Source organism: Streptomyces sp. SAI-170 (assembly GCF_049739565.1).
In the GTDB taxonomy this organism is placed as follows: domain Bacteria; phylum Actinomycetota; class Actinomycetes; order Streptomycetales; family Streptomycetaceae; genus Streptomyces.
Map to the genome: position 1 here is coordinate 6,317,384 of NZ_JBMGQD010000001.1, position 22,654 is coordinate 6,340,037.

Annotated in this window: 21 protein-coding genes and 1 pseudogene; 14 read left to right on the forward strand and 8 right to left on the reverse strand. The window is 71.7% G+C overall.

Annotated elements, in window-relative coordinates:
- Positions 1-35: 35 nt before the first annotated feature.
- The 4 genes from rpsA to RKD23_RS28385 all read left to right on the forward strand — a co-directional run bounded on the left by rpsA (position 36) and on the right by RKD23_RS28385 (position 3,946).
- On the forward strand, positions 36-1,526 hold the full coding sequence (gene rpsA / locus RKD23_RS28370; protein WP_399639853.1) for a 30S ribosomal protein S1: 1,491 nt from the start codon (positions 36-38) through the stop codon (positions 1,524-1,526).
- 215 nt (positions 1,527-1,741) lie between these two features.
- Positions 1,742-2,680: a PAC2 family protein gene (locus RKD23_RS28375; RefSeq protein WP_424856266.1), complete on the forward strand. Its 939-nt coding sequence runs from the start codon at positions 1,742-1,744 to the stop codon at positions 2,678-2,680.
- 166 nt (positions 2,681-2,846) lie between these two features.
- Positions 2,847-3,461 carry a dephospho-CoA kinase gene (gene coaE, locus RKD23_RS28380; protein ID WP_424856267.1) on the forward strand — a complete coding sequence of 205 codons (615 nt, stop codon included), beginning with the start codon at positions 2,847-2,849 and terminating at the stop codon, positions 3,459-3,461.
- Positions 3,462-3,565: 104 nt separating this feature from the next.
- Positions 3,566-3,946 carry a tetratricopeptide repeat protein gene (locus RKD23_RS28385; RefSeq protein WP_404034175.1) on the forward strand — a complete coding sequence of 127 codons (381 nt, stop codon included), beginning with the start codon at positions 3,566-3,568 and terminating at the stop codon, positions 3,944-3,946.
- Positions 3,947-4,043: 97 nt separating this feature from the next.
- Here the strand turns inward: RKD23_RS28385 and RKD23_RS28390 are convergent, their stop codons facing one another.
- Positions 4,044-4,310: a DUF6343 family protein gene (locus RKD23_RS28390; protein ID WP_424856268.1), complete on the reverse strand. Its 267-nt coding sequence runs from the start codon at positions 4,308-4,310 to the stop codon at positions 4,044-4,046.
- Positions 4,311-4,503: 193 nt separating this feature from the next.
- Here RKD23_RS28390 and RKD23_RS28395 point away from each other — a divergent pair, with 193 nt between their 5' ends.
- Together RKD23_RS28395 and RKD23_RS28400 are read left to right on the forward strand one after the other, a co-directional pair.
- Positions 4,504-5,211, forward strand: coding sequence for a class I SAM-dependent methyltransferase (locus RKD23_RS28395; RefSeq protein WP_424856269.1), 708 nt, complete (start codon positions 4,504-4,506; stop codon positions 5,209-5,211).
- A 205-nt stretch (positions 5,212-5,416) separates the two neighbouring features.
- Positions 5,417-5,908 carry a DoxX family protein gene (locus RKD23_RS28400; RefSeq protein ID WP_424856270.1) on the forward strand — a complete coding sequence of 164 codons (492 nt, stop codon included), beginning with the start codon at positions 5,417-5,419 and terminating at the stop codon, positions 5,906-5,908.
- A gap of 25 nt (positions 5,909-5,933) precedes the next feature.
- Here RKD23_RS28400 and RKD23_RS28405 read toward each other — a convergent pair whose 3' ends face one another.
- Complete coding sequence (locus RKD23_RS28405; RefSeq protein WP_424856271.1) at positions 5,934-6,536, reverse strand: RNA-binding S4 domain-containing protein; 603 nt, start codon at positions 6,534-6,536, stop codon at positions 5,934-5,936.
- Between the two features lie 41 nt (positions 6,537-6,577).
- On the opposite strand from RKD23_RS28405, the gene RKD23_RS28410 reads away from it, so the two are divergent.
- Complete coding sequence (locus tag RKD23_RS28410; protein ID WP_424856272.1) at positions 6,578-7,459, forward strand: uracil-DNA glycosylase family protein; 882 nt, start codon at positions 6,578-6,580, stop codon at positions 7,457-7,459.
- Between the two features lie 98 nt (positions 7,460-7,557).
- Here the strand turns inward: RKD23_RS28410 and RKD23_RS28415 are convergent, their stop codons facing one another.
- On the reverse strand, positions 7,558-8,211 hold the full coding sequence (locus tag RKD23_RS28415) for a GntR family transcriptional regulator (RefSeq protein WP_424856273.1): 654 nt from the start codon (positions 8,209-8,211) through the stop codon (positions 7,558-7,560).
- Between the two features lie 149 nt (positions 8,212-8,360).
- On the opposite strand from RKD23_RS28415, the gene RKD23_RS28420 reads away from it, so the two are divergent.
- Entirely contained in the window at positions 8,361-9,818 is a 1,458-nt protein-coding gene (locus RKD23_RS28420) for an NCS1 family nucleobase:cation symporter-1 (protein WP_424856274.1), read from the forward strand.
- Between the two features lie 5 nt (positions 9,819-9,823).
- Positions 9,824-10,543 (forward strand): aspartate/glutamate racemase family protein, encoded by a 720-nt coding sequence (locus RKD23_RS28425; RefSeq protein WP_424856275.1) that lies wholly within the window; start codon positions 9,824-9,826, stop codon positions 10,541-10,543.
- On the opposite strand, the gene RKD23_RS28430 is transcribed toward RKD23_RS28425, so the two are convergent.
- The 3 genes and pseudogenes from RKD23_RS28430 to RKD23_RS28440 form a co-directional block, all read right to left on the reverse strand.
- Positions 10,536-11,018, reverse strand: a complete 483-nt coding sequence (locus RKD23_RS28430; RefSeq protein WP_424858351.1) for an N-acetyltransferase family protein — start codon at positions 11,016-11,018, stop codon at positions 10,536-10,538. The genes RKD23_RS28425 and RKD23_RS28430 overlap by 8 nt on opposite strands.
- Positions 10,992-11,390: pseudogene (locus tag RKD23_RS28435) on the reverse strand (RidA family protein); the annotation flags it as partial. The pseudogene RKD23_RS28435 and the gene RKD23_RS28430, both read right to left, overlap by 27 nt.
- 113 nt (positions 11,391-11,503) lie before the next feature.
- Positions 11,504-12,115: a hypothetical protein gene (locus RKD23_RS28440; protein WP_424856276.1), complete on the reverse strand. Its 612-nt coding sequence runs from the start codon at positions 12,113-12,115 to the stop codon at positions 11,504-11,506.
- 37 nt (positions 12,116-12,152) lie between these two features.
- Between RKD23_RS28440 and RKD23_RS28445 the strand changes: the two genes are divergently transcribed.
- A complete protein-coding gene (locus RKD23_RS28445; protein WP_424856277.1) occupies positions 12,153-14,177 on the forward strand; it encodes a TIR domain-containing protein in 2,025 nt (674 codons plus the stop codon).
- A gap of 25 nt (positions 14,178-14,202) precedes the next feature.
- Entirely contained in the window at positions 14,203-15,012 is an 810-nt protein-coding gene (locus RKD23_RS28450; RefSeq protein ID WP_424856278.1) for a nucleotidyltransferase domain-containing protein, read from the forward strand.
- 3 nt (positions 15,013-15,015) lie between these two features.
- On the opposite strand, the gene RKD23_RS28455 is transcribed toward RKD23_RS28450, so the two are convergent.
- A complete protein-coding gene (locus RKD23_RS28455; protein ID WP_424856279.1) occupies positions 15,016-16,650 on the reverse strand; it encodes a DNA/RNA helicase domain-containing protein in 1,635 nt (544 codons plus the stop codon).
- Here RKD23_RS28455 and RKD23_RS28460 point away from each other — a divergent pair.
- Both RKD23_RS28460 and RKD23_RS28465 read left to right on the forward strand, forming a co-directional pair.
- Complete coding sequence (locus RKD23_RS28460) at positions 16,645-16,923, forward strand: hypothetical protein (RefSeq protein WP_424856280.1); 279 nt, start codon at positions 16,645-16,647, stop codon at positions 16,921-16,923. The genes RKD23_RS28455 and RKD23_RS28460 overlap by 6 nt on opposite strands.
- A gap of 724 nt (positions 16,924-17,647) precedes the next feature.
- Positions 17,648-20,062: an FUSC family protein gene (locus tag RKD23_RS28465; RefSeq protein ID WP_424856281.1), complete on the forward strand. Its 2,415-nt coding sequence runs from the start codon at positions 17,648-17,650 to the stop codon at positions 20,060-20,062.
- A gap of 92 nt (positions 20,063-20,154) precedes the next feature.
- On the opposite strand, the gene RKD23_RS28470 is transcribed toward RKD23_RS28465, so the two are convergent.
- Entirely contained in the window at positions 20,155-21,108 is a 954-nt protein-coding gene (locus RKD23_RS28470; RefSeq protein ID WP_424856282.1) for an endonuclease/exonuclease/phosphatase family protein, read from the reverse strand.
- An 87-nt stretch (positions 21,109-21,195) separates the two neighbouring features.
- Here RKD23_RS28470 and RKD23_RS28475 point away from each other — a divergent pair, with 87 nt between their 5' ends.
- Positions 21,196-22,548, forward strand: coding sequence for an amidohydrolase (locus tag RKD23_RS28475; RefSeq protein WP_424856283.1), 1,353 nt, complete (start codon positions 21,196-21,198; stop codon positions 22,546-22,548).
- The last annotated feature ends 106 nt before the right edge of the window (positions 22,549-22,654 follow it).

Genomic DNA, 22,654 nt, shown 5'->3' on the forward strand with positions numbered 1-22,654 from the left:
ACGACTTCAATGTCCGTACCGGAGCCCTTTCCCACATGACGAGCAGCACCGAGACCACCGCCACCACCCCGCAGGTAGCGGTCAACGACATCGGTAACGAGGAAGCTTTCCTCGCCGCGATCGACGAGACGATCAAGTACTTCAACGACGGCGACATCGTCGACGGCGTCATCGTGAAGGTCGACCGGGACGAGGTCCTGCTCGACATCGGTTACAAGACCGAAGGCGTTATCCCGAGCCGCGAGCTCTCGATCAAGCACGACGTCGACCCCAACGAGGTCGTCGCCGTCGGTGACGAGATCGAGGCCCTGGTCCTCCAGAAGGAGGACAAGGAAGGCCGCCTGATCCTCTCGAAGAAGCGCGCCCAGTACGAGCGTGCCTGGGGCACCATCGAGAAGATCAAGGAAGAGGACGGGATCGTCACCGGTACCGTCATCGAGGTCGTCAAGGGTGGTCTCATCCTCGACATCGGCCTCCGTGGCTTCCTCCCGGCCTCCCTGGTCGAGATGCGCCGCGTTCGCGACCTCCAGCCCTACGTGGGCAAGGAGCTCGAGGCCAAGATCATCGAGCTGGACAAGAACCGCAACAACGTGGTCCTGTCCCGCCGTGCCTGGCTCGAGCAGACCCAGTCCGAGGTCCGCCAGACGTTCCTCACGACCCTGCAGAAGGGTCAGGTCCGCTCCGGCGTCGTCTCCTCGATCGTCAACTTCGGTGCCTTCGTGGACCTGGGTGGCGTCGACGGTCTGGTCCACGTCTCCGAGCTGTCCTGGAAGCACATCGACCACCCCTCCGAGGTCGTCGAGGTCGGCCAGGAGGTCACGGTCGAGGTCCTCGACGTCGACATGGACCGCGAGCGCGTCTCCCTGTCGCTGAAGGCGACCCAGGAAGACCCGTGGCAGCAGTTCGCCCGCACCCACCAGATCGGCCAGGTCGTGCCCGGTAAGGTCACGAAGCTGGTTCCGTTCGGTGCGTTCGTCCGCGTGGACGAGGGCATCGAGGGTCTGGTCCACATCTCCGAGCTGGCCGAGCGCCACGTGGAGATCCCGGAGCAGGTCGTCCAGGTCAACGACGAGATCTTCGTCAAGGTCATCGACATCGACCTCGAGCGCCGCCGCATCAGCCTCTCGCTGAAGCAGGCCAACGAGTCCTTCGGTGCCGACCCGGCCTCGGTCGAGTTCGACCCGACCCTGTACGGCATGGCCGCGTCCTACGACGACCAGGGCAACTACATCTACCCCGAGGGCTTCGACCCCGAGACCAACGACTGGCTCGAGGGCTACGAGAAGCAGCGCGAGGAGTGGGAGCGCCAGTACGCCGAGGCGCAGTCCCGCTTCGAGCAGCACCAGCAGCAGGTCATCAAGTCCCGCGAGGCCGACGCCGCTGCCGCGGCCGAGGGTGGCGAGGCTGCGGCTCCGGCCGCGACCGGTGGCTCGTACTCCTCCGAGGGTGGCGACACCTCCGGCGCCCTGGCGTCGGACGAGGCGCTGGCTGCCCTGCGCGAGAAGCTGGCGGGCGGCCAGAGCTGAACGCTCGCCGCTGGGCTTAGCCGCTGATTTGAGGGGCCGTACCTTTCGGGGTACGGCCCCTCGGTCGTGCTCTCAAGCCGTTGTCGTTCGTCTGCGGGTCGTCCCTGGCTGATCGCGCCGTTCCCCGCGCCCCTTTGCGGCGTTGTTGTGGATCTCGGGAATGAGTGCTGGTTGTGCCTCGTTGTTCACTGTGAACACGAGGAGGAGCGGTCACTGTGCTTGATCCGCAGAGTCTGTACACATGGGAGCCGAAGGGCCTGGCTGTCGTCGACATGGCGCTCGCCCAGGAGTCCGCCGGCCTTGTCATGCTCTACCACTTCGACGGATACATCGACGCGGGTGAGACCGGCGACCAGATCGTCGACCGGCTCCTCGACTCACTGCCCCACCAGGTCGTGGCGCGCTTCGACCACGACCGGCTCGTGGACTACCGGGCCCGGCGCCCGCTGCTGACCTTCCGACGCGACCGCTGGACCGACTACGAGGAGCCCACGCTCGCTGTGCACCTGGTCCAGGACGCCACCGGAGCCCCGTTCCTGGTGCTGTCCGGACCCGAGCCGGATGTGGAGTGGGAGCGCTTCGCTGCCGCCGTCGAGCAGATCGTGGAGCGGCTCGGCGTCCGTCTCGCCGTCAACTTCCACGGCATCCCCATGGGCGTCCCGCACACGCGCCCCGTCGGGCTCACCCCGCACGGCAACCGCACCGACCTGATCCCCGGCCACCGCAGCCCCTTCGACGAGGCCCAGGTGCCCGGCAGCGCCGAGTCACTGGTCGAGTACCGCCTCATGGAGGCCGGCCACGACGTCCTCGGCGTCGCCGCCCACGTCCCCCACTACATCGCCCGCTCCGCCTACCCGGACGCCGCCCTGACCGTCCTGGAGGCCATCACGGGCGCCACCGGACTGGTCCTGCCGGGCATCGCGCACGCGCTGCGCACGGACGCGCAGCGCACCCAGACCGAGATCGACCGGCAGATCCGGGAGGGCGACGAGGAGCTCACCTCGCTCGTCCAGGGGCTGGAGCACCAGTACGACGCCGTCGCGGGGGCCGAGACCCGGGGCAACATGCTCGCCGAGCCGGTGGACATCCCGTCGGCGGACGAGATCGGGCGCGAGTTCGAGAAGTTCCTGGCGGAGCGGGAGGGCGACGTCTGAGGCCGGTCAGCCTGCCTTGGCCGGGATTCGTCGCAGCTGAGGCCGGCTTGCCTCGGCCAGGGTTTGTCGCAATTGAGCTAGGCCTCCTTGGACCTGGGTTCGTCGCAGCTGACCCCGGCCGGTCCCGGCGGGGCGGCTGTCAGAGGCAGGGCCTAAGCTTCCGCTCATGCTGACAGTGGGCCTGACCGGCGGCATCGGTGCCGGCAAGAGCGAGGTGTCGCGGCTGCTCGTGGAGTGCGGAGCCGTACTGATCGACGCGGACCGCATCGCGCGTGAGGTCGTCGAGCCCGGGACGCCTGGCCTCGCCGCCGTCGTCGAGGCGTTCGGCGACGAGGTGCTCGCTGAGGACGGCAGCCTGGACCGGCCCAAGCTGGGCTCGATCGTCTTCAGCGACCCGGAGAAGCTGACCCTGCTCAACTCCCTCGTCCACCCGCTGGTCGGCGCCCGCTCGCGCGAGCTGGAGGAAGCCGCCCCCGCGGACGCCGTCGTCGTCCATGACGTGCCGCTGCTCACGGAGAACGGCCTGGCGTCGCTGTACGACCTCGTCATCGTCGTGGACGCCCCACCGGAGACCCAGCTCGACCGGCTCGTGCGGCTGCGCGGCATGACCGAGGAGGACGCCCGCGCGCGTATGGCCGCCCAGGCCACCCGGGAGGAGCGCCGGAAGATCGCCGACATCGTCATCGACAACGCCGTGCCGCTTCCGGAACTCCGTCGCCGGGTACACGAAGTGTGGGAGGACCTCGCGGAGCGGGCCCGCGGCCGCGCCGGTCTTTCCTGAGACGCTCAGGCGGGTGCCGTCGCGGCGAGGGGCGGAGGGAACGGCGGGGAATAGCGCTGTCCGCCGTGGGCGTTGGAACGCTGCAGCGTGGGAAGGACTGTGCCGTGCCCGAGACCAGCGGTTCGACCGGACGTACTCCGGAGACGCATGTCATCGACTTCCGTGCCGCTGAGCAACTGCTCGCCGCACGGGATCCGCGCGGCGCGGTGAAGCTGCTGGACGGGGTCATCGCCGCCCATCCGGAGAACACCGCCGCCCGGCTGCTGCGCGCACGCGCCTTCTTCGCGGCGGCGCAACTGCGGCCTGCCGAGCTGGAGTTCACCATCGTCCTGGAGCGCGAGCCGGACAACGCCTTCGCCCACTTCGCGCTCGCCCGCACCTATGAGCGCCAGGGGCGTCCCGACCAGGCCAAGCGCCACTTCCGCCTCGCGGCCGCGCTCGACCCGAACCCGCAGTACCTCAAGGCGGCGCGCTTCGACTCGTGACCGGCGGTTGACGGACCGCCGACGGGCTCATGGACGACGGCTGCTCGCGGAGGGTTGGCTGGCGCGGACCGTCGGCTGCTCCCGGATCGTCGGTCGGTCATGGCCCGCGGTTCTCCGGCGGCCGGTACGGCGGGACATCGGGGCCCGGCTGATAATGCGGGCCCTGCCGGATGTGCCGGAGCACGATGCTCAGGTCGATCGTGGCCACCAGCCACAGCACGCCGCAGGCGATCGCCCAGCCGATCCGGCCGACCAGCGCGAACGCGGCCGTCCCGAAGATCGCCCAGGCGATACCCCAAAGGCTCAGCCAGAAGCGCGCCCGCAGTGCACTGCGCGCGGTCGCCGGCTCACTGCCCGTACGCATGGATCTCACCGCTCCTGCTTGAAACGTACTCCGGCGCCGGACGTTCTCCAAGAGGAGGCCGAGCCGGTTCAGCGGACCGCACCGGAGCTTCGAACGGTTGCCTCGCCGGGGCGCTCCTACACGAACGAGTGAACGATGCCGGGGTGGGAACGGCGGTGTCAGCGTGGGCCGTTGGACGGGCATGAGGCTGGAAATGCGAGCGGGATACGACGGTACGGGACCGGGTGCGATCACTCCTGACGGCTGTGCGGTGGAGCTCTACTCCCGGCTCCCGATCGGGGACGAGCCGGACATCATCGCCGGGGCCGTCCCGGCAGGGGCGCACATCCTGGAGCTGGGCTGCGGGGTGGGCCGCATGACGCATCCCCTGCTGGAACGCGGTTTCACGGTCACCGCGGTGGACGAGTCGCCGGAGATGCTGGCCCGCGTCCGCGGGGCACGCACGATATGCGGCTCCATCGAGGATCTGGACCTGGGCGAGACCTTCGACGTGGTCATGCTCGCCTCGTTCCTGGTCCACGCCGGGGACATCGAGGTGCGGCGCGGCCTGCTGCGCACCTGCGCACGGCATCTCGCCGAGGGCGGGTGCGTGCTCATTCAGCGGGAGGGGGCGGACTACCACACGAATGTGCCGCGCGAGCGGGTCGACCCCAGCGGCTTCACCGTGCGGATCGTGTCGTCCGAACCTGCCGGCGAGGGAGTCGACTCGATCCGCGCCGAGTACGAGTTCCCGGACGCCGTCTGGACGCAGACCTTCCTGTCGCGGCCGTTGACCAAGGAGCAGTTCGAGGATGCGCTGGGGGAGGCGGGGTTGAGAGTGGAGAAGTACCTGACGGCGGACGGGATATGGGCGAGGGCGGTTCGGGGCGTGGAGGAGGTGGGGGAGGAGTGGCGGCCGTAGGACCACGAGCAGGTACGAGCAGGGGCATCGGTCGGCGCCCAGATCCGAACGTAGGGAACACCCACATGATGAGACGGACGCACTCGTCGAGCGCCTCTTCGGGCTCGGCTGGGTGAGAAAGTCCGCTGGGGAGCGATGAGTTCGGGCAGACGTGCGGGTCCATCTCTGTGACCGCAGAACGGACCACTGCACACAGGAGAACCCCATGTCCGAGACCACCGCAGCCGTCACCAGCACGAGCACCGGCATCGGTACGAGCACCGGCACCGGTATCGGCACCGGCGTCAACGCCCCCGCGGCCGCCGGCGCACACAGCCGCTGGGCCCGAATCACCCTCCGGGGCCTACAGATCGTGCTCGCGCTGTTCTTCGGGATCGCGAGCGCGCTGCCCAAGCTGATCGGTCACTCGAGCGCGGCCGAGGTCTTCGACGAGATCGGGTGGGGCAGCGTGGGGATGTACAGCATCGGGGCGCTGGAACTGGCGGGTGCGGTGGCGCTGTTGGTGCCGGTGCTCCAGTCGGTTGCGGCGGTGGCGCTGAGCGGGCTGATGGTGGGGGCGTTCGTCTTCCAGATGACCGTCTTCGACGGGGAGAACGCGGCGACCCCGCTGATCCTCATCGTGCCGCTTGCTCTGGTCGCCTGGGCGCGCAGGGGTCACAACGCGGACCTGCTGCGGCTGGTCCGACGCAACGCGTGAGAGGGGAACCTCCCGAAGGTCTCGCTCACTCCTCCTCGGACGGAAGTGAGGGCCGACGCTCCTGCGGGGATCGGCCTCCCGGGAGGAAGCCGAGGCCGCCAAGGCCGCGGAGGCGTTCCAGTTCGCGTCGGTCGCGCTTGGTGGGGCGGCCTGCTCCGCGGTCGCGGAGGCCTGCCGGGGCGACGGCCTCGCGGGGCGGCGGGGGCGGGCTGTTGTCGACGTAGCACTGGACGGCGACCGGGGCGCCGACCCGCTTGCGGATCAGGCGCTTGACGATGACGACCCGCTCCCGTCCCTCGTGCAGGACCCGGACCTCGTCGCCGATGCGGACGGAGTGCGAGGGCTTGACCCGCTCGCCGTTCACGCGGACGTGCCCACCCTTGCAGGCCGTGGCGCCGACGGACCTGGTCTTGACCAGCCGTACGGACCAGATCCAGCTGTCGACGCGCACGCTCTCACCGTTGGACGGCCCGGCCGCCTCGGCCGCGGCCACGGCGGCGGCGACCTTCGGGTCGGCGATCTTCGGGTCGGCGACCGTCCGGTCGGCCGTCTGCGGGTCGGGCTGGGTGGCGGCGCCGTCGTCGGCGGCACCGGGGTGCTGCGTCTCGTCCGCGTCCTGGGAAGCCATGGCATCGACCTTAACTCCCTCACCCGCCCTACCGTGGAGAGATGGACCCAGCCGCCCGCTCCACCGGCCCCAGCGAGCCGGAAGCCCCCACCGACCCGACCGATCCCAGCCAACCCCCGAACGCCCCGGACCCCCTCACCTCGGACCCCCTCCCCACCGGCCCTCTCTCCACGGACCCCCTCCCCCCAGAACTCGTCGACGTGCCCGCTCTCGATCGCCGCATCGCAGGGTGCCGGGCCTGTCCGCGGCTGGTGGAGTGGCGGGAGGAGGTGGCGCGGACCAAGCGGGCGGCGTTCATGGAGTGGACGTACTGGGGGCGGCCGGTGCCGGGGTTCGGGCCGGGGGATGCGGGGCTGCTGGTGGTGGGGCTGGCTCCGGCGGCGCATGGGGGGAATCGGACGGGGCGGATGTTCACGGGGGACCGGTCGGGGGACGTGCTGTACCAGGCGTTGTACGACGTGGGGCTGGCCTCGCAGCCGACGTCGGTGGCGGTCGGTGACGGGCTGGAGCTGTACGGGGTGCGGGTGACGGCGCCGGTGCACTGTGCGCCGCCGGCGAACCGGCCCACGCCCGGGGAGCGGGACATGTGCAGGCCCTGGCTGGTGCGGGAGCTGCGGTTGCTCAGGCCGACGCTGCGGGCGGTGGTGGTGCTGGGGGCGTTCGGCTGGCAGGCGGCGCTGCCGGCGATGGCGGAGGCGGGCTGGACGGTGCCGCGGCCGCGGCCGGCGTTCGGCCATGGGGCGCGGGTGAGTCTGCGGGACGGAGAGGGAGGCGAGGGCCTGGAGCTGTTCGGCTGTTTCCATGTCAGCCAGCGCAACACCTTCACCGGCCGGCTCACGCCCGAGATGCTGAGGGAGGTGCTGGGCGCGGCTGCGGGGGCGGCGGGACTGCGACCGAAGGAGAACGGGAGCAACAGGAAATGAGGCGCGCCGGGAGTGGCTGATCTGCTGGTCGCCGCAACGGACGAGTACGCCCAGCGGTAGAGCCAGCGGTACACCGAGCGGGACACCGACGAGCAGTCCTAGAGCGCGTCCTCGCCGAACAGGTGCCGTACCGTCGAGCGGTAGTTGGCGCGGACATGGTCCAGGGCATGGGTGCGGGCGCGGTCCGGGTCGCCGGAGGCGATGGCGTCGTACAGCTCGCGGTGTTCGGTGAGGAGCTGGGGCCATTCCTCGTTGCGCCGGGTGAGCCAGCGCAGGCGGCCGTCGACGGGTTCCATGACGGAGATCAGCAGGCTGTTGCCCGCGGTGGCCAGGATGCGGTCGTGGAAGCGGGTGTTGACGTCGGTGATGGTCTCGGCGTCGTCGGCGCGGGTGGCGGTGGCCGCGCGGTCGAGCAGTTCGGCGAGTTCGGCGAGGTCGTCCGGGGTGGCCCGGGTGGCGGCGAGTCCGGCGGCGTAGACCTCCAGGGCCTCGCGCAGTTCGAAGAGTTCCTTGACGTCGGCCGGGGTGAGACGGCGTACGACGGTGCGGCGCGGGGTCTCGAAGTGGACGAAGCCCTCGGCGACCAGGGCGCGGATGGCCTCGCGGACGGGGACGCGGGAGACTCCGAAGCGTTCGGCCAGCTCGCGTTCGACGAGCCGGTCTCCGGGGCGCAGCCGGCCCGCGATGATCTCCTGCCGCAGGGCGGCAAGGACGCGCTCGCGCACCGCGCCGAGGGGTTCGATCTTCGTCATGGGCCCATCTTCGCCGACCCCAAGGGCGTTTTACGGAGGGTTAACCGCAAGGACATCGGTCCGGATGCTTGACGGCGGCACCATGTCGGCAGTTTGGTATACCAAACGGCGCGCGCAGCTCCCTCCGTCCCCTCGTTCCGGGAGGCCCCGTGTCCCTCGCCGACCGTGCCGAAGCCACCGGCACCGCCGCCTTCGTCCCCGATCCCCGCCTCACCAACGAAGACCTCGCACCCGCGAAGCAGCGCAACTGGAAGGTCTTCGACCTCTTCGCGATGTGGATGTCCGACGTCCACAACCTCGGCAACTACACGTTCGCCGCGGGGCTGTTGTTCCTCGGTATGAACGTCTGGCAGATCTTCACGTCGCTGCTGATCGGTTTTGTGATCATCTATGTCGGAATGAACATGATGGGTCGTATCGGTCAGCGCACCGGCGTGCCCTTCCCGGTCGTCAGCCGGATCAGCTTCGGTGTCTGGGGCGCCAACATCCCGGCGCTGATCAGGGCCGTCATCGCCATCATGTGGTACGGCATCCAGACCTACCTCGCCTCCGTCGCGGTCAATGTGATGCTGCTGGCGGCCTGGCCGGGGCTGGAGTCCTGGACGCGGAGTTCGTTCCTCGGGCTCGACGCGCTCGGCTGGGTCTCCTTCGTCGCCCTCTGGCTGATCCAGGCGGCGATCATCAGCAGGGGCATGGAGTCGGTCCGCAAGTTCCAGGACTTCTGCGGCCCGGCGATCTGGCTGGTGATGATCGCGCTCGCGGTGTGGATCCTCGCCAAGGCCGACTGGACCATCTCCCTGACGTCCACCCCGCACCCGGTCTCCACCGGCGAGCAGTGGCGCCAGTGGTTCGGCGCGGTCGGCCTGGTGCTCGCCACCTACGGCACGCTGATGCTCAACTTCTGCGACTTCTCCCGCTTCTCGCCGGACTACCGGACTGTGCGGCGCGGCAACTTCTGGGGCCTGCCGGTCAACTCCACGGCCTTCGTGATCGTTTCGGTGATCGTCACCGCAGGTGCGTACGAAGTGTTCGGCAAAGAGATCACCGATCCCGCCTTCCTGGTCGCGGAGATCGGCAGCACCTGGGTGCTGGTCGTGGGCGCGCTGACGTTCGCCATCGCCACCATGGGCGTCAACATCGTCGCCAACTTCGTGTCGCCGGCGTACGACCTGGCCAACGTCTGGCCGCAGAAGATCACCTTCAAGGTCGGCGGCATGATCAGCACGGTCGCCGCGCTGGTGGTCACGCCCTGGAACCTCTTCTCCAACCCCACCGTCGTCAACTACTTCCTCGGCGGACTCGGCGCCTTCCTCGGCCCGCTGTTCGGCGTGATCATGGTCGACTACTACTGGGTCAGGCGCGGCCGGGTGGACGTGCAGAAGCTGTTCAGCGCCGAGCCCGGATCGCCGTACTACTACCGCAAGGGCGTCAACCCCAAGGCGCTGTGGGCGTTCCTGCCCTCGGCGGCGGTCGCCGCGGTGCTGGCGCTGGTGAAGGCCTTCTCCGATGTGGCGCCGTACTCCTGGTTCATCGGTACGGCGCTGGCTGCGGGCCTGTACGCGCTGCTGTGCCGGGCCGAGCGGACGGCCGCCGGGGTGGAGGGCTGAGCGGCGTGCGGATCATCGTCACCAACTGCAACACCACGCGGGAGATGACCGAGGAGATCGTACGAGGTGCCCGGGCCGCCGCCGGGCCGGGCACCACCGTCACCGGGCTCACCCCCGCCTGGGGCCCCGAGTCCGCGGAGGGCTGGCTCGACAGCTACCTGTCCGCCGCCGCCGTACTCGACACGCTGCGGTCGTACGACGGTCCGCCGTACGACGCCGTCGTCATGGCCGGCTTCGGTGAGCACGGGCGGGAGGGCGTGCGGGAGCTGGTCGACGTGCCGGTCGTCGACATCACGGAGGCCGCCGCCCACCTCGCCTGCCTCCTCGGACGTCGCTACGGCGTCGTCACCACGCTCGACCGCTCCCGCGGCCAGATCGAGGACAGCCTGGAGACGGCGGGTGTCGGCCGTAACTGCGCGGCCGTCGTCGCCACCGGCCTCGGCGTGCTCGACCTCGACGAGGCCGAACGCACCCGGGCGGCCTTCCTGACCGCGGCCGAACGGGCCCGGGAGGCCGGCGCCGAGGTGCTGGTGCTGGGCTGCGCGGGGATGACGGGACTGCAGCAGGAGGTGAGCGGCAAACTGGGCCTGCCGGTAGTCGACGGGGTCGGCGCGGCCGTCCGTCTCGCCGAGTCGCTGGTGGCCCTCGGCCTCAACACCAGCCGCGCGGGCGGCTATGCGCGGCCGCTGCCGAAGCGGCGTACCTGGGGAAGGCCCCTCAGCTGAACGGCCGCCACTCGTACCGCACGTCCGGCTCGCGCTCCTCGTTGCCGCTGCCGTCGGTGTGCTCCACGGCGCGGAACCCATGGCGCTCGTAGAAGCGGTGGGCGGGCTTGTTGACCTGGAAGGTCCACAGGCTCAGCCCCCGCGGGGCGCGCTCCTTGGCGAGCGCGACGAACCGGTCGCCGATGCCGCGGCCCCGCCAGTCGGGGTGGAGGTACAGCTGCGAGATCTCCTCGTCGGCGAGGACCATCAGCCCCACCACGACCCCGTCCGCCTCCGCCACCCAGGTCTCCCGCCGGGGCACCACGACATCACGGATGTACGCGCGCACGGCGTCGTCGGTGTGGGGGCGGACGACCGTCGGCAGGGCGGCGTCGTACGAGCGCAGATACACCTCGGCCACCGCCTCCGCGTCGGCGGCGACCGCCCGGCGCAGCGTGACCTCCGGATGCTCGGGGACGACGGCCGTGGCCGTGATCTCCACCAACTGCCCGGTGTAACCGAGGCAGTTCACACCGAGCAGCGTCGAGGAGTGCGGCCCGGTGCTCAGTCCGGACGCCTCGACGACGTCCCACACGGCCGACAGGACGGCGGTCTCGCTGCTGACGACGTACACGTCGGTGTGGACGACCTGCGCGAAGCCGCTGCCGACCGCCCGGAGTTGCTCCCCGAGGTTGGCGATCACCTGCTCCGCCTGCCGGACCGGGTCGCCTTCCCCGACGAGCTTGCCATCGGCGTCGAGCGGCACCGAACCGGCGAGGAAGGCGAGCCGGGTGCCGGCCTCGACCACGGACGCGTGGGAGTAGCGAGGCGGCGGGAACAGGCCGGGGACGGTGACGCGCTGGATCACAAGGGCTCCTGGGACAAGGTGGCCGACGACCGCCGATCGTCCCCGATCACGGCCGCCGGCCGCACCCGGTTTTCCTGCGCCGTGCCGCCCTCAGGCAGCTCGCGGCACGACCTTCAGGACCCCTCCGAAACGCCGGGGGGGGGTGCGCCAATCGGCCCCAGTCCGGGCGAGCGCGGTGCCGGAAGGTCGATCAGGTCGCTGACACCGGCCACCTCCTGGAGCGTGCGGGCCAGCGAGACCAGGGTCCGCCGCACCTCCGCGAGCTGGGCGCGCAGCGCCGGCGCGTGCTCCCAGCCCCGCTCCCAGGCCACCGGGTCGCACTCCTCGGGCCGCTGGGACTCGTACGCGGTCAGCCGGGGATGCCAGGAGGCGAGCAGCGGGCGCAGTACGCGGTTGAGGACGGTGACCGCGAGGACGCCGAAGCTGACGTGGCCCGGCGCGAGCGGAGGCGCCACGTCCGGGCCGTAGCGGCGCAGGATCTCGCGGGTGGTGTCGAAGAAGGTGTACAGCGACGACAGCGCCTCGCGCAGGAAGCCCTCCTCCGGGTCGAGCTCCTCGACCGACACGCGGGTCACCAGCTCCAGGTACAGCTCCCAGGCGGCACTGCGCTCGGCGTCGGCCGGCTGCCAGGTGCCGGAGATCTCGCCGACGAACGGAATCGCGAGCGTGGCCGTGATCTGCGACGGGCCGCTCGGCCGGCGTCGCCTGCGCTGACTGTGTCCCATGATCGCCCTCCCCACGTCCACAGTAGGGTAAGTCGCCGTGTGGGACGTCTTCCTCAGCTACAGCCGCGGTGATGTGGAGCAGGTCCGTCCGCTGGCGCGTGCGCTGCGCGAGGGCGGTCTGACGGTGTTCACGGACGAGAGCGGTGTGGCCTCCTTCGCCGGGATCAGCGACACCATCCGGCGCGAACTGGCCTGCTCCAGGGCGCTCCTGGCGTACTACTCCACGGCCTACCCCGAGCGGGAGGCCTGTCAGTGGGAGCTGACCACGGCCTATCTGGCCGGGTTGGGGGAGGGCGACCCGCGCCGCCGGGTCATGGTCGTCAACCCGGAGCCGACGACCGGGCACATCCACCCGGTCGAGCTGCGCGACGCCCGCCACGCCCCGGCCCATGACCTCGCCGCGCTCGTGGCCGACGTACGCGCCCATGTGGCCCGGCTGGAGGGGCCCATGACGATCCGGGAGCACCGGACGGGCCTGCGCGGACCCGCCGGTTTCCTGGGCCGGCTGCCGGAGCTGTGGCAGGTGCACTCCGCCCTGCACGCCCACTCCGCGCCCCTGGTCACCGGCCGGGCCGTGGCCCGCGCGGCGCAGATCCGGGGCATGGCGGGCATCGGCAAGACGGCCCTCGCGCAGGAGTACGCGGTCCGCTTCGAGGCCGCGTATCCGGGCGGGGTCTTCCGGCTGGACGGCGAGGCGTACGACGACTCGCTGCGCGCCCTCGGTATCGGGCGCTCGTACGAGGGTCTGGAGGGCATCGGCGAACCGTTCCTGTGGATCGTCGACTCCCTCCCCGCGGGCCGCCTCGGGCCACGGGCCGTCGCGGACCTGACCCCGCCCCATCCGCTGGCCCACACCCTGTTCACGTTGCGCAGCAGGGCCTACGACGCGCTGGGCGCGGCCGTCGACCTGGGGCCGCTCGACGCCCGGCACGCCCGTGAGCTGGCCGGTGACGAGGTGTTGGCCGAGGCGGTGGGCGGGCATCCGCTCGCGCTGGCGCTGCTGGGCCGCGCGGTGCGGGCCGGTCATCGGCCGCACACGCTGTACGACCGGCTGCACGCGCGGGGCAGATCGCTGCTCGACACGCTGGCGGGGGAGGAGGTCACGGCACGTCTCGTGCACGACGTGACCGGCGAGGACGCCGCCGACGTGCTGCGCTGCGCCGCCGCCCTGCACCCGCTGCCGGTCACCGCCGAGGACACGGCGCGCGTGCTGGCCACCGCCGACCGTGTGCCGCGCGCGGTGGCCCGGCGCCGCGCCGCGAACGGCATCGCGGAGCTGCACGTGCGCAGTCTGCTCGCACCCGCGGCCGGGCCCAGCCGTCCCGACGGAGGCCTGCGCGGCGGTCTGCGCGACGGCCGCAGTCTGCTCGCGCCCGCACCCGCGGCCGGGCCCAGCCGTCCCGACGGCGGTCTGCGTGACGGTACGGCTGCCGACACCGACGCGGGCTGGCAGCCGCACCCCGTGGCCCTGCATGCCTGGTACCACCACGACCCGGCCCCCGCCCGCACCGAGGCGCTGCGCCGGGCCGCGCTGCGGACGCTGGACGACGAGCGCGCCGGCCCGGTTACGCTGGCCTTCCCCGGTAGCCGGAGGGAGGCCCCCATGGCAGCGCCCAGCGAGTCGGAGCGGATGGCCGCCTTCGACCTCCAGGTCGAACTCGTCACCCGCATCGGCGTGCAGGAACTCGCGCCGGGCACCGGCAGTCTCCGTGAGGCCCTCACCTCGCTGAAGTCGCTGATCGACTTCACGCGCGCCACGCTGCGCACGTACAGCATCCGCCTGGAGCGGGGCTCGGCGACCGGCTCGCCGACGGTCCAGGACCTCGCCTACACCCTCGTCAACGACGTCATCCGCCCCTTCACCGCCGCCTGGCACCCCCGCCTCGCCGCCCACGAGGCCCGTCGCCCCGAGGGCGTCGCGCCCTTCGAGCACGAGACGTCCTGGGCGGAGTCGGACGCCATGCGCGGCGAACTCGCCGCCCTGCGCGAGCCGTTGCGGCGGATCGTGACCGGGCTCGGGGACATCTCCGGGGCCGACTTCGGGGTGGAGACGGCCGGCTAGCCCCCGCTCAGCTCTGGAGGAACACATGCCCGCAGGCCGCGCCGCCCCCGAACTCGAAGGCCTGACCACCGAGGACGCCGCCTTCCTGCACGCGGTGACCGACCGCCTCGCCGCCCTCCCCACCGTCCACGCCGTCGCCCTCGGCGGCTCCCGCGCCCAGGGCACCCACCGCCCCGACAGCGACTGGGACCTGGCCGTCTACTACCGCGGCCCGTTTGACCCGGCCGACCTGCGCGCCCTCGGCTGGGAGGGCGAGGTCTCCGAACTCGGCGCCTGGGGCGGCGGCGTCTTCAACGGCGGCGCCTGGCTGACCATCGACGACCGCCGCGTGGACGTGCACTACCGCGACCTCGACGTGGTCGAACACGAACTCGCGGAGGCGGAGCAGGGACGGTTCCGGGTGGAGCCGCTGCTGTTCCATCTGGCGGGGATCCCGAGCTATCTGGTGGTGGCGGAGCTGGCGATCAATCGGGTGCTGTGGGGGGAGCTGGCGGGGCCGGTGGGGTATCCGCCGGAGCTGCGCAAAACCGCTCCCGATCACTGGTACGGCATGGCCGCGGCCACCCTCGCCTACGCGAGGGCGGGCCACGCGCCGAAGGGCGCGCTCACCCAGGCCGCCGGTGCGATCGCCCTGGCCGCGTCCCAGACGGCCCACGCCGTGCTGGCCGCCCGAGGCGAGTGGGTCACCAACGAGAAGGGCCTGCTGGCGCGGGCCGACCTGGACGAGATCGATGAACTCCTGAGCCGCCTGAGCCCGGCACCCGAAGCGCTGACGCAGGCGGTCGCCGAGGCGGAGCGCATCCTCGCCCGCGCTGTCGACGCCGCCCGAGGGTGAGGGTCAGGCAGGAACGGGCCGGTTCGCCGAGGGAGCCACGAGCTCCTGCAGCTTCGCGCGCGTCTCGGCGTCGGTGGAGTAGATCACCGTTCCGATCATGCCTCTGGTCAGGAGCACCTTGTAGGTGTTCCGGATGAGCCGGTCCACGTCCTCGTCGGAAGTCGATTTCTTGAACACGGGATCCTTGGACGCTGTCCGGTCGGTGACCCAGCGATCGCCACGCCAGAGCAGGTCCGGACCGATGATCACCCCGCTCCAGTCGTACTCGAAACCCTGTGCCGTGTAGACACAGCCGACCTGCCCGAATCCGGCGGGGTCCGTGGCCCACAGCGCCGCCGGCGGCGCGCCTGCGACACCCCGCTCCCCGTACACGTTCCAGGGCCTCGCCCAGTCACCGATCACCACATCCGTGGGCAGCGACTGACCCGGCGCGTACTTCGTGGTCCACTTCCAGCAGTACCCGGCGGACATGCGAGCGCTGTAACCCTCTGACCTGCGTTCCTGCAGGAAGTCCTCCATCTCCTGCGGGCTCTCGGCAACGCACAGGCGCATCCTGTCGTCGGGGTCCCAGGTGAGGGCCCCTCCCTCTTCGAGTCCGAGCAGACGGACGACCCAGCGCAGGTAGGCATCGCTTCCTCCGCACCGGAACTGGCTGTCGAGGGAAACTTCGTGGCAGGCGAGGTTCTTCGCGGCGGCAGCGTCCCGGATCTCCTTCAGGGAACCCATTTCCCCGGGCCGTACCACCTGGTGTTCGTCCAGGAGGAAGACCGGCACGCGGGCGGCGTCGAGGAGTTCCTCCAGTTGGGGCTTGCCGGTCCGGTGTTCCGCTCGCGTGTAGCGGTTCTCCGACGTCCTGCGAATGCGGTGGGCCTCATCGCAGATCAGCACGTCCAGGCCGTTGCGCTCGGCGGTCATGAAGCTGTTGAAGTACTTGAACAGGTCCTGGACCTCACGCTTCCGGCTGCCGGCGACCTTCCGCATGGTCTTGGTGAAGGATGCCGAACCGGTGGCGTGGAGAGCGGATCGGCCCTGCCGGTACAACTCGCCGAGCAGGGACAGAGCGATGACGCTCTTGCCGGTTCCCGGCCCACCGGTGACGACGACCACCTCCTTGTGGTCCGCGGTCGAGGCTCGGCGCACGGCACGCATGACCGTCTCGTAGGCGATCCGTTGCTCATCGAGAAGCACGAACTCCTCGCGCTCGCGCACCTCTTGTGCCGCGACGGCCATCAGCTGCTTGGACGGCGCGATCTTGCCGGCAGCGAGCTCGTCGGCGGCGAGAGCGCCCGACTTCGGTGCAAGGCGTGACTTGAGGAACGCCAGGAACCGGCCACGCCGCTCCTCGCTGAACAGCATGCCGCGCTCGTTCTGTTCGGCGTCGTACAGGCCACTGATGCCGAACTCGGTCGCGTTGTGCAGGTAGGCCACGCCGGCTATGCGTTCAGGGTGGGAGGAGAGCGCACCGTTGAAGTGGACGAGGTAGTCGCAGTAGCCGCGAACCTGCTCGATCGGGTTCAGCACGGGGCGTGAGTAGCTGTCGATCCGGCACAGGAGCGGGTCGTCCTCGTCCGGCTCGGCGTTGGACCACTGCTTCAACTCCACGACCACGTAGGACGGCTCGCCTGTCGTGGGATGCACGCCCGCCAGTACGGCATCGGCCCGCTTGCTGGTGAGAGGCAGTTGGTACTCGAAGAAGACATGCACGTCGCCCAAGTCGGCCTCGAGCAGGATGTCGAGCAGCCGAGGGAGGCTCTGCCGCCACGAATTCGCTTCCGACGTGCTGGGGCGGTAGCCGTGGACGTGGACGAAGCGATCCGTCAGTCGATGAAACAGCGCTTCGCTGAAAATCTGTTCACGGGCGGCGGAGACGGATTCACGAAGCAAGTCGGGCTCCCGGGCAGCACGGTGTGACGCGTGCGGGTGGGGGCGTGTCCACGGTGGGAAGCCTGGCGGGCCGCAGCAGGGATGAACGGCCGAAGCCTATATCGGGGTTCAACGTGTCCTGTTCTCCCTTCGCGCTTGTGGCGACCGCAGGCTGCTCTTGGTCAAGTGGCCCACCGGTGCGGGGACTTGGGCGCCGCCTGCATCGACAGCTGCGCAACTCATGAGGAAGGAAGTGCCCGAAGTGGAGCGCAGAATCGTTACGCCCCACTTCGGGCATACGAACCGTCACTGACTTCTGGTGTCGGCGGGTCGGATCAGGCTAGGCAAGGGCGCAATAAGGGCTGCCAAGTCTGACGGGGTCTTCCCCGAGAGGGGGAGAGGCGGGCGAACAGTGCGCCGGGGAAGGTGAGCCGCGCGAGGCAGCGAGCATGAAGAAGCTCCTGACATCGGTGTGGTGGGCTCCAACCGCGCTAAGCGGGGTGGGCCCAGTCGGGGCCGACGAAACGTTCGAACGGTAGCACGCCGCGTGATTCCCTTGGCCAAGGATTTCGGCGTGTTGAGCGCGCGTCGGGGACCCGGCGCCAGGCCTTCGGAATGCCTTGTGCTCCTCATGTCCGGTCGCTCCGCCCGACTGTCACACGCGTGAAATGCGGCTGTTTCCTCCCCTCCAGCAACGCGGCCTACGGTGGAGCCACGCAGCCCGGCCACCGTCGTCCGAGGTGCACCCCGCCCTCGTACGGACAGGAGCCCCGTGTCGCGCAACCTCGTTCTTCCGCCCTGGATCGCTCATGCTCTGCGGGCCCAGCGAGGGCCTGTGCCCTGGGGCGCGGTGGGGCGGGGGGTGTCGGCGGCGGGGCCGTTGGTGGTGGGGGCGTTGGTCGTCGGGCGGGTGTCGCTCGGGGTCGTCGCGGCCATCGGTGCGATGTTGGCAGGGATCAACGACCGCCCCGGAAGCCGGCGTTCGGCGGTGAAGCGGATCGGGGCGCCTGCGCTCGCGGGGGCGTTCGGGCTCGGGGCCGGGGCGTACGCCGGGCAGCATGCGGGGGCCTTCGCGCTGAGTGCAGGGCTGTTGGTGCTCGGGGTGGGCGCCGGGTGCGTCAGTGCCGTGGGGCCCGTGGCGTCGTCCGCGGGCACGCAGGTGCTGGTCGCCGCGGCGGTCGGGGCCGGGATGCCGCTCGGCGAGCCGGGATGGCTCGCGGCGGTCGCCTTCGGTGGCGGGGCCGGTTGGCTGTTGCTGCTGCGGGTCGTGGTGCCCGGGCCCGGGGTCCTCGCCGGGGACTTCCGGTTCGACGGGGAGCGGGCGGCCGTGGCCCGGGTGTACGACGCCATCGCGGAGCTCCTCGACGCCGCCGGGACCAGCGCCGCCGTGCCCCGCCGAGCCGCCCTCACCGCCGCCCTCGACCAGGCCCAGGACGCCCTCGGCGGACCCCGGCTCCGCAGGGGCGCCACCTCCGCGGCCGAGCGCCGGCTGCACGCCCAGTACGCCGCGGCTCTGCCGCTCGCGGAGGCGGCGACCGCGTTGGCCTGGTCGGGGGAGGTCGGGGGCGCGTCGGCCTGGTCCCGGGAGGACGTCGGTGGGCGGCCTGGGGAGGCCATGGCCGAGGCGGTCCGGTCTGAGGAGAGCGCCGGTGGGAGGTCGTCGGCGGAGGCCGGGGCTGGGGCGGTCTGGTCCTCGATGGGCGTCGCCGGGTCGGCCGGTGTGGCTGGTGGCGGGCGGTCGGGGCAGGGCGCCGGTGGGTGGTCCGGGGAAGTCGGTGGGAGGTCGTCGGTGGAGGCCGGGGCTGGGGCGGTCTGGTCCTCGATGGGCGTCGTCGGCTCGGCCGGTGTGGCTGGTGGCGGGCGGTCGGGGCAGGGCGCCGGTGGGTGGTCCGGGGAAGCCGGTGGCAGGTGGTCGGTGGAGGCCGGGGTTGCGGCGGCCTGGTCCTCGAAGGGCGTCGCAGAGTCGGCCGGTGTGGCCGGTGGCGGGCGGTCCGCGCAGGGCGTCAGCGGGCCGTCTCGGGAGGTTTCGGAGGTTTCGGAGGTTTCGGCCGGGGGCGCCCTCGGGGCCCGGTCCCGGGACGTCGGGGTCGCCGGGGTCGGGCGGGCCGGGGCGGCGTTGCGGCGGTTGGCCAGGGTGGTGCGTGAGGGTGGGCACAGCGGGCCGTTGCCCGCGCCCCGCAGGGCCGGGCCTGCGCTGCGGGCGCTCGATGACGCGCTGCTGAAGGCCGCCGAGGCCTTCGATCAGGGGGACGGCGGGGATCTTCACACCCGTCGGCGCGGGGCTCGAGAGCTGCTGCGTACGGCGTTCGGGGCCGGCGGGCGGGAGTACGGGTTCCGGGCGGGGCTGGCGTTCGGGGGCAGTGCCGCCGTGGCGCAGTGGCTGCACCACGCCCAGTGGTACGGGTCGCACACCCACTGGTACTGGCTGCCCGCCACCGCCGTCTTCCTCGTCAAGCCGGACCTGGGCCCGCTGGTCTCCCGGGTGCTGTGCCGGGCCGCGGGGACCGTGCTCGGGGCGCTGGTCTTCGCCGGCCTCGCCGCCGTACTGCCGCGACCCGCGGGGCTCGTCGCCGTCGTGGCGGTGTGCGGGGCGCTCATTCCCGTCGCCACCCGGCATTTCGCCGCGCAGACCGCTGTCGTGACCGTGCTGGTGCTCGCCCTGGTCATGGTGGGCGGCGAACCGCAGGCCTCCGTGGGCCGGATCGGTGAGACGCTGCTGGCCTGCGCGATCGTCCTCGTCGTGGGGCATCTCCCGGTGCCGGGGCGGCGGGGCGGCGGCGTACATGCCCGGCTCGCCGCGGCCGCCGACGCGGCGCGGCGCTACCTCGCGCAGGTGATGAGCGGCTCCGACGACCGCGCCCGGCGCTGGATCCTGCGCCGCGAGGCCTACCGCACGCTCGCCGAGGCCCGTGCCGCCATCGCCCTGGCCGCCGCCGAGCTGCCCGCCCTCGCCCGGCACGCCCACGGCGCCGACGAGGCCGCCGCCCTGCTGGAGCGGCTCGTCGACACCACGACCGCGTGCGCCGTCCACCTCGACGACACCGGCCGGCTGACCCCACGGCACACCCGCCAGGTCGGCGACCTCCTGGACCGTCTCGCGGCCCATGCCGAGCAGACCGGGCTACGGCTTCCCGACCTCGCCGTCGATGTCCGCGTCCGGCCGTCGTGCCGTGCCGTGGCCGTCTAGCGTCCGGCGACGGGTACGGAGGCGCCGGCCTCGGCGTCGTACGACCGCACGGGTCTGCCCTTGCCGCAGATGCCTCCTGAAGGCCTACGCCCTCACGCACCCAACCGCACCCACACCGGCGCATGGTCCGACCCCGCCGCACCCCGGCGGCGCGTCGGGTCCTCGCCCACCGACGGCAGGCGCGGCGGGCCGGCGTCCGGCAGGCCGGTGCCCGCGGTCGTCACGCGGTGGATGAGGCGATGGCTGAGCAGGATGTGGTCGATCAGCTCACGGCGGCCGGAATGCACCCGGGAGAAGCGTTCGTCGGCCGGGATGTGCCCGGCCACGCTCCACAGCCGCTCCGCGTCGCCCAGGTCGGGCCGGTCGAAGCCCGCCGTGGCCAGCTCGGAGCCGGGCGGGCCGAGCAGCAGCTGGGTGGTGGCGGCCTGCTCGTCGTCGTTGAGGTCGCCCAGCACCGCCACGTCCCGCACCCGGCCGTCGCCCGCGAGCAGCTGCCCGGCCAGCTCGCGCAGCGCCGCCGCCTCGGCGGCCCGGCGGAACAGCGCATAGGTGCCGAAGCGGACCCGCTCGCCCTCGTCGAGGGGATGGAAACGCTTGTTCGGATACGTCAGCAGCTTGGACTTCAGATGCGCCACCGCCACCCGCAGCGGGCCCGCGTCCCCGTCCGTCTCCACCGCCAGCAGACCACGCCCGGCCTTGCCCGTCGTACCGCCCTTGTCGTCCGTCTGCACCGGCCGCAGCCGCGCCGCGAACGCCTTCGTGTCGGCCAGCACCCGCAGCGGCGTACGGCTGAGCACGCCGACGCGGATACCGCGGTGGTCGGGGTGCCCGGACAGTACGGTGTGCCAGTCGCCGCCCACCGTGGTGACGAGGTCGGCCAGCGCCGCGGGCTCCCCGACCTCCTGCACGCCCAGCAGCGCCGGGTCCAGCTCCGTGATCACCGCGGCCAGGGCGGCCAGCTTCGTCTCGTACGCGGCCCTGTCCTCGGGCCCGAACGGCCCCCCTGGCCGGTAGAGGTTCTCCAGGTTCCAGGTGCCCAGGAGCAATGCCGGCTCCTTCCGGTAGAGCCACACGGCCCGGCGTACATCGGCGAGCGAGCCACACGCTCCGCCCGGTCCGACTACGTTGGCGTGGTGAGCCAGACCCCCGCCGACCTCATCATCACCGGATGCACCGTGCTCGCGCACGACGATCAAGAGCGGATCGGGTTCCGCGAGGACGCCGCGATCGTCGTACGGGACGGGGCCGTCGCAGCCGTCACCGATGCCGCAGAGGCCGTGCACGTACCGGCCGCCGAGCGCATCGACGCGCGCGGCCAGGTGGCCATGCCCGGCCTGGTCAACTGCCACACGCACGCCCCGATGGTCGCCCTGCGCGGCCTGGCCGAGGACCTGCCGACCGAGGAGTGGTTCAACGACGTCGTCTGGCCGGTGGAGGTCAACCTCACCGAGCAGGACGTGGCGCTGGGCGCGCGGCTGGCCTGCGCCGAGATGATCCGCGGCGGCGTGACCTGCTTCGCCGACCACTACTTCGACATGGACGCGGTCGCCGACGTCGTCGCCGAGTGCGGGCTGCGCGCCCACCTCGGGCAGGCGTACTTCTCCTCGCAGGGGCCCCAAGGACGCGAGGCCTCCCTGGAGTTCGCGCTGCGGCACCGCGGCGGCGCGGGCGGCCGGATCACCACCGCCCTTGCCCCGCACGCCCCCTACACCGTCACCGACGACGACCTCGCCGCCACCGCCGCCCTCGCGCACGAGCACGGCCTGCCCGTGCATCTGCACGCCGCCGAGAACCGCGACCAGGCCGAGACCAGCCTCGCCCGGCACGGCGCCACCCCCATCGAGGTCATGGAGCGCACCGGCCTGCTCGGCACCGAGCTGCTCATCGCCCATGGCACCGGCATCCTGGACCGCGACCTGCCCGTCCTGGAGCGGGCCCGCGGCCGGATCGCCGTGGCGAGCGCGCCCCGCGGCTATCTGAAGTTCGCCTGGCCCACCACCACGCCCGTCCGCGCGCTGCGCGCCCTCGGCATCCCCGTGGGCCTCGCCACGGACGGCGCCGCCTCCAACAACTCCCTCGACGTATGGGAGTCCATGGCGCTCACCGCGCTGGTCCAGAAGTCCACCGAGGGCGACCCGCGCTGGCTGACCTCCCGTCAGGCCCTGCACCACGCCACGCTGCAGAGCGCCCAGGCCGTCGGACTGGGCGACCGGGTGGGCCGTATCGCACCCGGTCTACGCGCCGACATCGTCCTCGTCGATCTCACCGGGCCGCACACCCAGCCCGTCCACGACCTCGCCGCCACCCTTGTGCACAGCGCCCGCGCGGCGGACGTGACCACCACCATCGTCGACGGCCGTGTCCTGATGCGCGACCGCGAGCTGCTGACCATCGATGTCCCGGCCGTCGTAGAGGAGTTGGCCGCACGACTGCCCGCCCTCGTCGACCGCGGGCACGGCACACGGATCCAGGAGTACGACGCATAGGCCGAGGTGCACGGCGCTTGGGCCCGGCGGCGCGTCACATTGGCCGAGGCGTACGCCACTTGGGCTCGACAGCTCGCCACATGGCCCCAGGCATACGGCACTTGGG